Below are 14,047 nucleotides of genomic sequence, written 5' to 3'. Positions count from 1 at the left end.
GCCGATCAGTTCCTTCCGGCGAGGGGGGCGCCATCGCGTCTGCGCTGCTCCTGGAGCTGCTGCCGGACGAGTTCGAGACTTCGCGTGACCGCGCCGACCTCGTCGTGGTGGTGTGGGAAGAGCACGGTGCGCCGATCGCCGTCGGCGAGCGCCTCGGCCTTGCCGGCCAGTTCGCGCAGCGGCCGTACGACGACGATGTGCAGCCAGCCGAGACAAGCGGCGGCGGCGGTGATGCCGAGCAGTCCGGCCAGGACCGTGCGGTTCTGCAGGCTGTACTCGGGGATCGCCAGACCCGCGGCGGGCTGCCAGCTGACCACCGTCCAGCCGAGCTTCTTCGCTGCTCCGCCGCCGACGAACGGCGCGGCTCCGGCGACCTGGACTCCGTCACCGTCGCGGTACATGACACCGCTGGCGCGGGCGCTGAGGCCGGTCTTCTGGTTGGTGCCGGTCGCCAGTTCGTCGAGCCGCTTCGGAAGGCTCTGGAAGGCGAGGTAGCCGGTGTTGCCGCCGAGGACCCGGCGTTCGTCGTCGACGACCCGGATCTGGCCGAGGCCGGGGCGCTTGAGCAGCGAGTTGACGAAGTCGATCCGGAACTCACCGATCACGGCGGATCCGTCGCGGCCCGGGATCTCGGCGTATCCGGCGATGACGGGCTCCTTGCCCGACTCGTTGAGGACGCTGATCGGCTGCGCGAACAGCTTGTCGACGGCGCTCCCGCTCGCGGGCAGATCGTGCGGGGACTCGCCGGCGCGGGCGAGGATGGTGCCTTCGGCGGAGCGTACGTACAGCGACCGGTAGCGCACATGCTCGGTGCGGGTGCGCTCCAGGACCTTCTTCATGTCGTCGGGGCTGGTCCGGTTGCCGATCAGCGCGGAGACGGAGACCAGGTCGGCGTGACCCTCGTTGAGCGCGCGGCGCACCCGGTCGGAGAGCGTGTCGGTGCGTTCGCGCTGGTCGCTGATGATCTGTTCCGGTACGGCGACGGTCGAGTCGGCGCGGTTGAAGAGCAGCAGCATCGGCGCCGACCAGGCGAGGAGCAGGACGCCGCAGACCACGACGAGGCCGCGGGTGCCGACACGGCGGCGGCGCGGCGCGCCGGAGGACACGTCGGTGGTGCCGGCCGGTTCGCCCAGGAGCTGGCGGCGCAGCCGTTCCAGGGCCTGTCCGATCCGCGCGGCCTCGCCGTACCTCGGGACGGTGACGGGGCGGGTCAGATCGCCGCGGGTGAGCCGACGGCTCTCCAGGAAGAGTTTCAGCAGCGGCCGCTGGACCGTACCGAGCAGCAGGGCGACCGCGAGGGCGCCGATCAGCAGCAGCGCGGCCGCGGCGAGCAGGCCGAAGAGCGGCCCGGCGACCCGGGTGGGGTCCACCGCGACGTCGACCATGGAGACGACGGTCAGGCCGAGCGCGGTCGCGACGGTCCCTTCGCCGGGCTCCGGGCCGGTGAGCGTGGCATATCCGGCGATGGAGCGGTCGCCCTCGAAGGAGTCGCCGAGCAGGCTGCCGCTGATCCCGAGGAAGCCGCCGGAACCGGGCTCCTTCGCCTTGAGCGGGTGCTGCGCCGCCTTGGCGGCAGCGGTCTTGGAGAAAGCTTTCAGCTGCTTGTTGGAGCGCTTGACGCCGTCGCGCTGAAGATCGGTGAGGACCTGCTCGGGTTCCGGAATGCCGTCGCTGCTGAGGATGCGCCCCTCGCTGTCGATGACCGCGATGGAGCGGAACTGCCCGAGGCTGATGCCCGGGAAGCGCAGACTGCTCGATGCGATCAGCAACTGCTGCGGCCGGTCCGGCCAGGAGAGCAGGGCCAAGGCGAGCAGCCGGGTCTCACCGTTCTGCAGCCGCACCATGCGCGGGCTGAGCCCGTCCTTCTCGGCGAGCTTGCTCGTGTCGACGGCGGTGACGGGCACGTTCTCACCGCGCGCGGCAAGCATCCGCCCGGACTTGATCTCCACGACGGCCGTGCCCATCCATTTCTGGTAGACACTGCCGATCTTGTCGAGGACGGCGTCCGGCGAGACCGGATCGCCCGCGCTGAAGAGCCCGGCGGTACGGGTCAGGTCGGTGGCGCTCTCGTCGATCGAGGCGCGCATGGCGACGGCACCGTCCTCGGCGAAGTGCTGCTGCGAGGTCAGCACGGCCTCGGGTACGGGGTCCTGGCCGGCTCTCCCCAGACCGAGGGCGGTGATGCCCGCGAGGGAGAGCAGCAGGGCCGAGAGGACCGCGATGGGTGGACGGATGCCGCCCAACAGCGACATGTCGGCCCGGCGTCGGACGTTGTGCCGCCGTTTCGCAGACGAAGCGGCCATGAGTGTTGCCTTTCAGGTTCTGGCCCGAGTTGAGGCCCGCGCCGATGCATGCCGTGGAGCTGTAGCGATCAGTTCCACGACCCGGAAGCTTGGCGGAAAGTTGTACGGAGAGTTGCCGGTGTGACGTACGCGACGTTTGAAGCTCAATTCTTGACTTTGGGCCACTCGGCGATCACTCAGCTGTGCGTCACCTGTTGGAAACCCGTGAGACATCTGTGGAACAGCCAGGAGTCGGCCAGCGGCCGGCGGCTGGTCGGTTGCTGCTCGGCCGCTGGTCGGCGGGGAGGTCGGCGTACGGTCGTCCGGGGGGACGGTGATCAGTCCGGGAGGCCCTCCAACGGCTTCAGACCGTCCTTGGCGGCACCCCGGTTGAGCATCGTGCCCTGGGTGCGCTCGAATGCCAGCCGGTACCTCGCCCGCTCCTCGGACGAGAGGTCCTTGTCGCCTCGCAGGGATTCGGCCAGATTCAGCAGCCGGTGGTCCTTCACCGCGCCCCGCTTACCGGCCGCGTCCACGGAGTCCGGGTCGCTCTCGTCGGCGTCCGGCGGGATGGTGACGAGCGTCGGTACGTAGTGCGCGTCCACATCCCATGTGTCGCCCCGCTTGTGGAACTCGAACCAGCCGATGACGCCTTCCTCGGTCAGCCCGGACGGCACGTCGTGCCGCGCCAGTTGGTTGCCGAGGCCGTACGCCACCCATGTGCCGTCGACCTTCTCCATCGGCTGCACCACGTGCGCGTGGTGGCCGATCACCAGGTTGATCCCGGTCTCCCTCGCCAGCCTGCGGGCGAGCTTCAGCTGCGGGGCGCTCGGATCCGGATGGTGTTCGCGGCCCCAGTGGATGCTGAGGATCACCACTTCGGCACCGGCCTTGCGGGCGGCCTTCTCGGCGGCGGCGATCCTGTCGAACGAGTTCTGGTTGACGATCCAGGGCTTGTCGGCCGGGATCTCGCGGCCGTTGAACCCGAAGGCGTACGACAGTTGGGCGACCTTCACGCCCTTCACATCCATGATCAGCGGCTTGGCCGCCTCCGCGCCGCTGCGCGCCGAACCGGTGTGCTTGAGACCTGCCTTGTCGAGGGTGTCGAGCGTGCGCTTCACGCCCTCGGCTCCGTGGTCGAGCGTGTGGTTCGACGCCGTCGAGCAGGTGTCGTAACCGACATCCTTGATCGCCGCGGTGATCTGCGGCGGGACCAGGAAGTCCGGGTAGCTCTGGAACGGCCCCTCCGGCTTGCCGATGACCGGCTCGAAGTGACAGATCGCCAGGTCGGCCTTGCTGATCACGGGCTTGACCCCGGCCATGATCGCGCCGAAATCGAGCCCGTCGGCGGCGGTGCCGCCGCTTGCGGCCCCCCTGCCGTCGGCCGACTCGGCATCCTTGCGGGCCTGCTCGGTCAACTGCGGATGGATCAGGATGTCGCCCGCGGCGGCGACGGTGAACGACGGGCCCGACTGCGCGTCGGCGGCGTCACTGTCACTGCCCGGCAGGGAGCAGCCCGCCGCGGTGGCGGCGAGGAGCGCCAGCACGGCGGCGCGGGCCGCGAAGGAGTTGAGAGGGAATGATGACACCCCTGATATTTTCGTTTGAATAGGACACGAGACCCTGCCGTGAAGATAACGATCAAGGCAATACTGCTGAGTACCGCAGTGATACTGGTCACGATCGGCGCGCTGGCGGCGGTTCTCGTCCCGTCCGGCGACCGGGCCCGACACGGTCCGGCCGCTTCTGATGCCCGTGACGGCGACGACCTGGCCCGGCGCATCACCGAATTCACCAGAGGAACGGTCGCGCACAGCGACTATCAGCGGCCTCTGCCCGCCCAGCGCCGTACCGTCGCCGAGGCCGTCGGGCTCTTCCTGGACGGCCACCGGGCCGAAGCCGGGCGACGCCTGGCCGAGGTCGACTTCGGCATCCGTACCTTCACCGACACCGGGACCGGCCGGCGCTTCGCCGAGATCGCCGACCGCGCGACGGAGGTCAGGCGGGGTTGGGGGCGGGTCTACGTCGACCTCGGCACCCCGGTCCGCTGGTCGGTCCAGGTGCCGCATCCGGTCGCCGACACGCGCAGCGAGCAACTGGGCATCGAGGTGCTGCGCGCCAGGACCGGTGGGGTACTGGTGCTGGCCGGCGCACACCGGAACGCCGGGAAGGGGAACCGCGCCGATGTCGCGCACCGCGGCGACTCGGTCTTCGACGTGGTCTGCGACGAACTGGTCCGGCGCCGGCTGCCGGGCCTGCAGGTGCACGGCTTCGCCGACTCCACCGAACCGGACTACGACGTGATCGCGTCCACCGGCAAGGGCGACCGGGGGCGCACAGCGGCCCGCCGCACGGCGACCGCCCTACAGCGAGAGGGCTTCGCCGTCTGCCGGGCGTGGGCGCGACGCTGCGCGCTGGAGGGCCGCAGCAACGAACAGGGACGACGCGCGGCGGCGGACGGTGTCCCGTTCCTCCACATGGAGTTCAGCCGGAGCGTGCGCGGCGACGAGGAGCGGATGCGGCGGGCGGCCGGAGCACTCGCGACCACACTGCCCTGAGGTGAGGCCCGCAGGGCATATCGCACGCAGGGCGTCCCTTGGTCCACCGGCCCCGACGGGCGCGAGACAGATCGCCCCGGCCGGCTTGACGGGCGGGACCGGTGCGGCCCTGTTCAGGCGGGCTTCGGTGCGGAAGAGGCCACCGTGTCATCGAGCAGGGCACGCAGGTCCGCGGTCTCGGCGGGGCCGATCTCCTCGTAGATGTTCAGCGCTTCCTGCCAGCACGCTCTGGCGCGGTCGGGCTGGCCCATGTCCCGCAGCGCGCGCCCCAGAACGGTCAGGATGTTGCCGCGACGCCATTCACCGCCCGAAGCGCCCATGCCGGCCAGTGCCTGTTCGGCATGGGCGGCTGCCTGCTGCGGGCGCCCGGCCGCGAGATGTACCTCAGCCAACCGGAAGCGAGTCATCCCCTCCCACAGGTGCTGTCGGTGCTCCTTGAAGACCGCCCCGGCCGCGTCGAGCAACTCCTGGGCCTCGGCGTACCGGCGCGCCCGGGTGAGCGCGAGGCCCAGCGCGTAGCGCGCGTTGGCACCGCGCAGCGTGGCACCGAGACCGTCATACATGGCGACACCCCGCTCGGCGAGGGACAGGGCCTCGGCCAGCTTTCCCAGCGCGAGTTCCACACGGGACAGGTTGCACAGCACGCTTGCCTCGCCCGGACCGTCCCGGTCGGCCCGGAACTCTTCCCGGGCACGGCGGAAGTAGGACTCGGCCTCGGCGTACCGGCTCCGGTACAGCGCGACCGTACCGAGAAGACTCACCGCCCGGCACAGGACGGGCGGGTCCGCACACATCGCCGCTTCCCGCAGCGCCCGCTCCGCTCCCTCCGCCGCCTCGTCGTGACGGCCCACGAGGGAGTGTCCTTCGGCCAGGACCAGGGCGGCCCGACCCGCCGTGCGGTGGACGCCCGACGCCACGGCGGCCTCGGGCCCACGAGGGAGTGTCCTTCGGCCAGGACCAGGGCGGCCCGACCCGCCGTGCGGTGGACGCCCGACGCCACGGCGGCCTCGTGCAGGGCCACCGCCGTCGCTTCGTACTGCACGGAGTTGGAGCCGGACTCGCTGAGGTCCCTCGCCACCCACAGGAGGTCGACGGCCCGGCCCAGAAGGGTTTCGGCGGAGGACTGCCGTGCGCAGGCCAGCAGACAACCGGCTTCGGCATACAGCCAGTCCAGCGCCTCCCGGCCGTCGCGGAAGGTCAGCCCCGAGCAGCAGCCGCGACAGCGCCAGTTCCCTTTCCGATACGGGAAGTTCGTCGCGCTCCGCGCATGCTCGCGCGAAGAGGCGCACGAGACTCAGGTAGCGGTAGCGGCCGGGGGCCCCCGACTCCAGGAGTGACGTGTCGACCAGGGACTCCAGTACGTCCTCCGCCGCATGCACCTCCAGGTTCAGCAGGGCCGCCGCCGCGGCCAGGGAGATGTCAGGGCCGTCGGCCAGACCGAGGAGGCGGAAGGCACGGGCCTGGGCGGGCTCCAGCTGGCCGTAGCCGAGTTCGAAGGTGGCCTTCACCGCGAGGTCACCGGCCTGGAGTTCGTCCAGGCGGCGTCGCTCGTCCGCGAGTTTCGCCGCGAGGACGGAGACCGTCCACGTGCGGCGCGAGGCCAGGCGGGAAGCGGCGATGCGGATGGCCAGGGGGAGGAAGCCGCAGAACGCGACCGCGTCGAAGGCGGCCTCGCGCTCGGAGCTGATCCGCTCCTCGCCCACAATGCCGGTGAAGAACTGGAGCGCCTCGTCCGGGGACATCACGTCCAGGTCGACCAGGTGGGCGCCGGCCAGGTCGACCATCCGGACGCGACTGGTGACCAGGGCCGCGCAGCCCGCGGTGCCGGGGAGAAGAGGGCGGACCTGGGCCGTGTCGCGGGCGTTGTCGAGGAGGACCAGGACGCGGCGGCCGTCGAGCGTGGAGCGGTAGAGGGCGACTCGTTCGTCCAGGGAAGCGGGGATCGCCGAATCCGGGGATACCCAGGGCGTGCAGGAACGCGCCGAGGACCGTCTCCGGTTCGGCGGCGCGTGCTCCGGCGCCCTGGAGGTCCACGTACAGGTGGCCGTCCGGGAAGTGCTGCCGCGCCTGGTGGGCGACGTGCACCGCGAGGGTCGTCTTGCCGACGCCGCCGATGCCGGCCAGGGCCGAGACGGCCATCACCGACCCCTCGGCGCTCGCCAGCCGGTCGCCCAGCTCGCGTACCAAGGAGGCGCGCCCGGTGAAGTCCGGGACGGTGGCCGGAAGCTGGACGGGCCGCAGGATCACTCCCGTTCCTTCCTCCGGCCTGGACTGCGAGGGGGCGAGAAGCCCCTCATCGGCCTGGAGGATGCGCTGCTGGAGCAGGGAGAGCTCGGGGCTCGGGTCGATGCCGAGCTCATCGGCGAGCAGGTGTGCCGAACCGGCCTCGGCGTGCAGCCGCTCGGCCTCGGTCAGGTCCAGCGGGATCGCGGAACCGGCCGGTGCGGAACGAAGGCTGTATCCGCTCGGGTGCCTCTCGATGTCGAAGCCGGCGGGCGCGAGGATCCGTCGCAACCGTGACACATGGTCCCGCACCGCTTGAAACGCGGACGACGGCATACCGTCCGTACCCCACACCGCGTCCACCAGGTGGACGGTGGAAACGTTCCGGTGCTCGTGCAGCAGCAGCGCCGTCAGAACGGCCTGCTGCTGCGGAGACCCCATGGAGACCGGTTCATCGCCCCGTCGCGCCAGTTCGGGCCCGAACACCGTGAACAGCAGGGGTACGGCGGGCAATTGGGGCAGCTCGTCAACCGCGTGCGCCGCCTCCACCGTTTCCTCGGCCGCCTCCCGCCCCCGTACAGCCGGTCCAGGAGCGGGCTCACGAGCACCGCGAACGCGGTCGTCCCCGGTGAGAGGCGCGCACTGCCGCCCGGATCCGCCAGCAGTGCCGCGAAGTCCGGCATGCGGCCCAGATACGGTTCGAGGGCCCGGCCGACCGCCTCGACGACCTCGATGGACTGCTCGGTGTCCAGCCCGCCGGCCAGCAGGTCGCGGACGCCGGGCCTGAAGTCGTACAGGACCTCGCCGGTTCCGCCCAGGACTGCCGCCGCCGACAACGGCTGCCCCGCTGCCCCGTCTGCCGTGACGGGCTGGAGGAGTTCGCCCAGCAGTACCTCCGCGACCACGGCCGAAGTAGTCGCGGGCAGCGTCGCGATGCGGATCAGCTGGATGACGGGCATGCTCAGCGGGCGAATCGCGGAGAGCCGTACCACCAGCCGGTACGCCTCCGGCGAGAACGAGGAGCGGAAGCATTCGATCCGTTGTTCCGCGGAGGGCGGCGGCAGATCGGTGCCGGGGACACCTGATGCCCTCTCCTCGGACGTCCGCACCAGGACGGTGTCCACCAGCTGCGGCGCCCCCGGCCGTGTCAGCAGCCGCACCCAGGTCTTTGCAGCAGCTCGCAGCTGACTCAACGACGCGCCCTGGGACCGTGCACAACGAAATCAACGGCGGCGTTCAGCACGGTCCCGTCATCCAATCAGGCCGAATCACCGGCCTCACCTTCCACGTCCACCAAGCCCCAACCACGTTCGAGGAGTGGGCCCCTGATTTTCCGCCAGAGCGAGCATCACGGCGCAACCTCCCTGTGTCGCATACGTCCAGAATCGCCACGCACTCCACATGGTGCGTCATCGGGATCACGTCATCGGAAGCGGCATGCAGAGAACCAGCAGGTCAGACGTGGTTTCACGCTCACGAGGAGCGGCTTCCATGCGCCCGGAGCGTCAAACGAGCGTCACGGCCGAGGTCTGCCTGCCCCGCTCAACAGGTGCCTGCGGCAGACCCGCACACCGCTGGAGGCCGGCGCCATGCCCTGCGGCACCAGATAGTCGTCACCGAGCGGCTTGGTATGCCGACTGACCACGGCGAGGCGGTTCTTCAACGGAAGGAGCAGGCCCCGGCCGCTCCCGAGCAAGAGGGCCTTGGTACGTCAGAGACGCGGAGACGAGTTGGTCACGCCCCGCTGTCCCCGGCGGGTGCGGCGAAAGACCCGGGCCAGCTCACCGGTTGGCCAGACAGTCCAGGTCCTGGCCGTCCACGGCCACGTCGTGCGGGACGCCGAAGTTCACGCTGCCGCCCGGCCGCGCCGAACGCAGGGCCTGCGGCGTGGCCTGGGCGATGCCGAGCCGCCCCAGCACCCCGTCGGCGCCCAGCCGTCCGGGGGACGGTTCCGTAACGGGGGCGATATACCCGGATGCGTCCTGACCCAGACGTGTGCGACGTGTGTGTCATCCGACCGCGAAACCGGGGAACTCACCCGGTTACCGATGGGGATGGCGCTGCTGTCCGGCCGGGGAGCACCCGGCGCGTCATGGGGGCAGATCCCGGTCGGGGAACTGCCCCCATGACGGTGAGGGTTACGCGACCGCCTCCAGCGGGCCGCCCGCGGCCGCCTCACTCGCGGTGAGCTGCGCGATCAGTGCCGCACGTGCGCGGGCCACCCGGGATCGCACCGTCCCGACCGGGCACCCGGCCGCCCGCGCGGCGTCCTCGTAGGGCAGCCCGAGGAGCTGGGTGAGGACGAACGCCTCGCGTCGCTCGTAGGGAAGCGCGGCGAGGAGTTCCTGGAGCGCCACCCCCTCTTCGAAGCCCGGCAGACCGACCGACTGGGTGCGTTCGATGGTGAGGCGCCAGTCGTCGGTGTCAGCGAGCCGGGGGCGTGCCGCCGCCCTGCGGAAGTCGTCGACGACGGCACGTCGGGCGATGGCCAAGAGCCAGGTACGCGCCGAGGACCGTCCCTCGAAACTGTGGAGGTTGCGCAGCGCGCGCAGGAACGTGTCCTGGGCGAGGTCTTCGGCCAGTTGCGGATCGGCCGAGAGGTGGGCGACGTAGCGTACGACGTCGCGGTGCAGCGCCCGTACGAACGCCTCGGCCGCCGCCGGGTCCCCGGCGCGCGCGGCCAAGGCCCAGTGGGTGGAAGCGGCGTCGTCGTGCTGGGTTCCCACGACGTACGGAGACGCTGCGGGCTCGGGGTTCTTCCCACGCCGGTGAGGCTGTTGCCGGCGCGGCCCGCCGCGGGTGGCGGGCAGGGTTGTCTTCATCGCCTGGTGTCCTTCGCGGATCGGTCCGGAAGCCGGGCCGCTCCGTGCCCTCAGGGCTGTCGCGCACGCGGGACGAGACGATGAGGTCGCCACGTGCCGAGGCCGGGGGGCGGGAGGCCGGATTCCGGTGAAGGGGCACCCGGAGCCGCTTGGCCCGGGTGTGCCCGAAGGAAGCCGCCGTACCATACGGGCACAGCGACGCGCGGCCGGTCGTCTCACCGGTCGCGGATGGTCCTTCGGGATGCCTGCCGCTGCTTCAGAGCGCGGCCAGGCCCCCGGGCGGTCCGCGTGGATCCAGGTCGCGGGCGCACAACAAGCCCCGCGGAAGCCGGTCGCTGAGACCTCGGCAGGCCCTCGTCATGGGACGGGGCGACGGAGCCGGGGCGGTGAGGGGGATCTGGAGCGGGGCCAGCAGCCATCCGGCCACTGACCACAAGATCTGGAACGCCGCCCGCTCCCCCCGGGCCAGCCACAGCCCGCACAGGAGCGCGGCGAGGAGGTGCGCGGCCAGCATGCCCGTCGACGACATCCCCGCCATGTCGTGACCCATGTGCCCCATGGAACCCATGTGATCCATGGAGCCCGTGGAGGAGGCCGCGTGGCTCATGTCCCCCATGTTCTCCATGGACGGCATGGAGCCCCCGTGGGCCGTGTGGTCCGTGCCCGCCATCCGCCCGCCGCCTCCTGCCGCGGTGCACGTCCCCATGTCCTCGCCCGTCGAGCAAAAGGTGTCGACCGGCGGACGCGTGTGTGCGGAGACGGTGGCTGCCGGCGTGAAGCGGGTCTGGGCCGTCGCGAAGGCGTTGTGCAGAACGGCCTGGGTGGTGACGGTCAGGCCGATCACCAGCCAGGTGCCGCGCTCACGTGCGGCGACCCACCAGCCGGGCACAGCAATCGCGAAGAAGCCCGCTGCAAGTACCCGGAAGGGCAGCGGGGCCTCGGACATCAGGACGTGGCCGGTGGCCGCGAGCGTGACGGAGACAACGGCGAACATCGCCGCTCGCATCGCGCGCCCGATCCGCCCTGCCTCCATGGCCCCTCATCCTCCCATCGCGGGGCGGACTTGGGTACGGCGAGGTGTCCGCCTCATCACCAATATCGGATAGATACGTGAGCTCGCGAAGGCACGGCGTATGCGCTCACACGGGTGCTGCGCCGAAGACCACCGACGGTCCAGCGCTCCGGCGGGGACGGGCTCGGGCTTCACGAGCCGGGTCGGGATCGGACCCGATGCGCGGGGCACGCTTCAGGCCGGGTTCTCTCCCGGGCGTACGACGGTCGCCAGTACGGTCACCGGGTCGGCGCGTTCGAAGCGCAGAGTGAAGGGGATGCGTTCCCCCTCCCGCCAGTCGTCGTCCGGACGGACGGTCACGTCCATGCCGTGCGGGGTCATGGTGAGGCCGTCCCCCGGCGGGATCGCGGCACTCGCCGCGGGTTCGCGGTAGGCGGCTCGGGAGTCGGACATCCGGTGCCGGCTCAGCTCCGGCCGTACGGCCGTGCGTGGGGAGGTGACCGAGACGAGTCGGTCTGTGGATCCCCCGGTGTTGGTGATCGTGAAGAAGGCGGCGGTTTCCGGAGTCGCGCCCAGGCGCAGGAAGACGTGCCCTTCGACGACGGCGAGGCGCGGCGGACTGCCCGCGTTGCCGTTCGTGGTCCAGGCGCCGAGCCCGGCGAGGGCCACTCCACTGGCGAGCACCGGGGAGGCGACTGCGGCGAGCGGGGCACGCAGACGGGTGGGCAGAGGATTCTTCACGGACGGTTCTTCCTGACGGAGGCGGGGATCACAGGGCCGCTCGTGGCTCGCGCGGCCGTCGGACCCGGGCGGGCGCGGGCTGCCAGTGGCGCAGCCGGAGGCTGCCGAGGACGACGAGGACGGAGCTGAGGGACATGGCCGCGGCGGCGAGCATCGGATTCAGCAGGCCGACCATCGCGAGCGGGATGGTGACGACGTTGTAGCCGAAGGCCCACAGCAGGTTGCCGCGGATCGTGGCCAGGGTGCGGCGAGCAAGGCGTACTGCGTCGGCGAGCGCCTCGATGTCGTCGCGGACGAGGGTCACGTCGGCGGCGCCGATGGCGACGTCGGTGCCGGTGCCCATCGCGATGCCGAGGTCGGCACCGGCGAGGGCGGCCGCGTCGTTGACGCCGTCGCCGACGACGGCGACCCGCAGTCCCTTGTCCCGCAGGGCGCGGACGAGTTCCGCCTTGTGCTCGGGGGTGCAGCGGGTGTGCACCTCGTCGATGCGCAGCGCGGCAGCGACGGCTCGGGCCGGGGCATCCTGATCGCCCTTGACTTCCGCTCCCCGCCCTTAAGGGACGGGGATTCCTACCACGGTCGTCCGACCGTCTCGGTGGGTTCCTGCTTCTTCGCGCTGTGCCGGGACAAGTCCCGGTCTTACCCTCGCTCGACAGGCTGACACCGCCAGTCCGGCGGCCAGGGCGATGTTGACCGCCGCGTTGATGTCCCGGTCCAGGACGGCCCCGCACGCCCGGCACTGCCAGACGCGGACGTGCAGGGGTTTGGGTCCGTCCTTGACACCGCAGGCCGAACAGACCTGGCTCGTGGGCTCGAAACGTCCGATCCGGACGAAGACACGGCCGTACAGGACAGCCTTGTACTCCAGCATCGCAACGAACGCGGACCATCCGGCGTCGTGCATGGACTTGGCCAGACGCGTGCGGGCGAGCCCTTTGACCGCCAGGTCTTCCACGGCCACCGCTTGGTTCTCGCGAATGATCCGTGTGGAGAGCTGATGGTGGAACTCGCGCCGCGCATCGGCCACCCGCGCATGCGCGCAGGCGACCTTGCCCCGGGCCTTCTCCCGGTTCTTCGACCCCTTCGCCTTACGGGACAGACTGCGCTGATCCCGCTTCAGCTTCTTCTCCGCCCGGCGCAGGAACCGGGGGCTGCTGATCTTCGTCCCGTCGGACAGGACCGCGAAGTGCCCCAGGCCGAGGTCGATACCGACAACCGATTCCACGGCGGGCAGCGTTTCGGGCTCGGTCTCCACGACGAACGACGCGAAGTACCTTCCCGCCGCGTCCTTGATCACGCTCACCGTCGATGGGACCGACGGCAGGGACCGGGACCACTTCACCCGCACCTTGCCGATCTTCGGCAACGACAGGTCCCCGCCGGGAGTGATCTTCCACCGCGCGTTCCGGGTGAAGCGGACCGACTGCCGACTGTCCTTACGGGACTTGAACCGGGGCTCTGCGGTCTTCGGCCCCTTGCGGGTGCCCTTCAGCGACGCGAAGAAGTTCGTGTATGCGGTGTCCAGGTCCCGCAGGGACTGCTGCAGCACCACGGCGGACACCTCACCGAGCCAGGCACGGGCCCCGGTCTTCTTCGCCTCGGTGATGACCTGCCTGGACAACTCCCCGGCCTTCGGAAACGGCAGGCCCTGCTCGCGGGCGTCCTTTCGGGTGCGCAACGCGTCGTTGAACACAACGCGGGCGCACCCGAACGCCCGGGACAGCGCGGCACGCTGAGGACCGTTCGGGTACACGCGGAAGGTGTACCGAAGCTGCATACCGAACACCGTAATGCAGTTGGCCTATGGCTGAGTATCAGAACATTCGTACTGGTCGTCACTGTGCATTTGCCCTCCACGCACATTTGGTTTTTGTGACGAAGTACCGGCACAGGGTCTTCGAGGACGTGCACCTGACGCGTATGGAGGAGGTCATGCGGGCCGTGTGTGAGGACTTCGAGTGCGAGCTGGTGGAGTTCAACGGCGAGGACAACCACGTACATCTGCTGGTGAACTTCCCGCCGAAGGTGGCCCTGTCCAAGCTGGTCAACTCGCTCAAGGGCGTCAGCTCACGCCGGCTCCGCCAGGAGTACCCGGAACTGGTCCGGCACTACTGGCGGGCTCAGCGTCTGTGGTCCGGTTCCTACTTCGCCGGGTCGGTGGGCGGGGCTCCCTTGTCCATCGTCCGTCAGTACATCGAGCAGCAGAATCGCCCACTGTGACCTGCGAGTTAGCCTCGGGCTTTCGCGTGGCCGGGTGTCCGATGCGTGATCGGAAACGCGAAGAGTGCTCCTGACCTGCGACGATGGGACTTGTCTAGGGTCCGGGTCGGCGCATGAAAGAAGCACTCCTCAGGTGAAGAAGCGTATCGGGTCCTATCCGCGTGTCCACATCGAGGGCGGCGGGAGCGG

Annotated in this window: 9 protein-coding genes and 3 pseudogenes; 2 read left to right on the top strand and 10 right to left on the bottom strand. The window is 70.4% G+C overall.

Features of this window, described 5'->3' with window-relative positions; translation table 11 throughout:
• Positions 1-5: 5 nt before the first annotated feature.
• Both ABZ826_RS26745 and ABZ826_RS26740 read right to left on the bottom strand, forming a co-directional pair.
• Positions 6-2,303, bottom strand: coding sequence for a HAMP domain-containing protein (locus ABZ826_RS26745; RefSeq protein ID WP_361453305.1), 2,298 nt, complete (start codon positions 2,301-2,303; stop codon positions 6-8).
• 317 nt (positions 2,304-2,620) lie between these two features.
• Positions 2,621-3,871: a CapA family protein gene (locus ABZ826_RS26740; protein ID WP_361453302.1), complete on the bottom strand. Its 1,251-nt coding sequence runs from the start codon at positions 3,869-3,871 to the stop codon at positions 2,621-2,623.
• A 39-nt stretch (positions 3,872-3,910) separates the two neighbouring features.
• Here ABZ826_RS26740 and ABZ826_RS26735 point away from each other — a divergent pair, with 39 nt between their 5' ends.
• Positions 3,911-4,840, top strand: coding sequence for a hypothetical protein (locus tag ABZ826_RS26735; protein ID WP_361453299.1), 930 nt, complete (start codon positions 3,911-3,913; stop codon positions 4,838-4,840).
• Positions 4,841-4,953: 113 nt separating this feature from the next.
• Here ABZ826_RS26735 and ABZ826_RS26730 read toward each other — a convergent pair.
• The 8 genes and pseudogenes from ABZ826_RS26730 to ABZ826_RS26695 all read right to left on the bottom strand — a co-directional run bounded on the left by ABZ826_RS26730 (position 4,954) and on the right by ABZ826_RS26695 (position 13,415).
• A pseudogene (locus ABZ826_RS26730) lies at positions 4,954-7,504 on the bottom strand (tetratricopeptide repeat protein).
• Positions 7,474-8,256, bottom strand: a complete 783-nt coding sequence (locus tag ABZ826_RS26725; protein ID WP_361453296.1) for a hypothetical protein — start codon at positions 8,254-8,256, stop codon at positions 7,474-7,476. Before ABZ826_RS26725 ends, ABZ826_RS26730 begins: the two are co-directional and overlap by 31 nt.
• 609 nt (positions 8,257-8,865) lie before the next feature.
• A pseudogene (locus tag ABZ826_RS26720) lies at positions 8,866-9,003 on the bottom strand (IMP dehydrogenase); the annotation flags it as partial.
• A gap of 198 nt (positions 9,004-9,201) precedes the next feature.
• Entirely contained in the window at positions 9,202-9,885 is a 684-nt protein-coding gene (locus ABZ826_RS26715) for a sigma-70 family RNA polymerase sigma factor (protein ID WP_361453293.1), read from the bottom strand.
• 256 nt (positions 9,886-10,141) lie between these two features.
• On the bottom strand, positions 10,142-10,918 hold the full coding sequence (locus tag ABZ826_RS26710; protein ID WP_361453290.1) for a hypothetical protein: 777 nt from the start codon (positions 10,916-10,918) through the stop codon (positions 10,142-10,144).
• A gap of 213 nt (positions 10,919-11,131) precedes the next feature.
• Positions 11,132-11,638, bottom strand: a complete 507-nt coding sequence (locus ABZ826_RS26705) for a copper chaperone PCu(A)C (RefSeq protein WP_361453287.1) — start codon at positions 11,636-11,638, stop codon at positions 11,132-11,134.
• A gap of 28 nt (positions 11,639-11,666) precedes the next feature.
• Positions 11,667-12,170 (bottom strand): annotated as a pseudogene (locus ABZ826_RS26700) (HAD-IC family P-type ATPase); the annotation flags it as partial.
• A 21-nt stretch (positions 12,171-12,191) separates the two neighbouring features.
• Positions 12,192-13,415 carry an RNA-guided endonuclease TnpB family protein gene (locus tag ABZ826_RS26695; protein WP_361453284.1) on the bottom strand — a complete coding sequence of 408 codons (1,224 nt, stop codon included), beginning with the start codon at positions 13,413-13,415 and terminating at the stop codon, positions 12,192-12,194.
• A gap of 26 nt (positions 13,416-13,441) precedes the next feature.
• Here ABZ826_RS26695 and tnpA point away from each other — a divergent pair, with 26 nt between their 5' ends.
• Positions 13,442-13,858, top strand: coding sequence for an IS200/IS605 family transposase (tnpA, locus tag ABZ826_RS26690; protein WP_114242432.1), 417 nt, complete (start codon positions 13,442-13,444; stop codon positions 13,856-13,858).
• The last annotated feature ends 189 nt before the right edge of the window (positions 13,859-14,047 follow it).

Origin of the sequence: Streptomyces sp. NPDC047515 (assembly GCF_040643055.1) — a bacterium.
Lineage (GTDB): Bacteria > Actinomycetota > Actinomycetes > Streptomycetales > Streptomycetaceae > Streptomyces.
The sequence above is the reverse complement of the archived record's forward strand: the minus strand, read 5'-3'. Positions and strand labels throughout refer to the sequence as shown.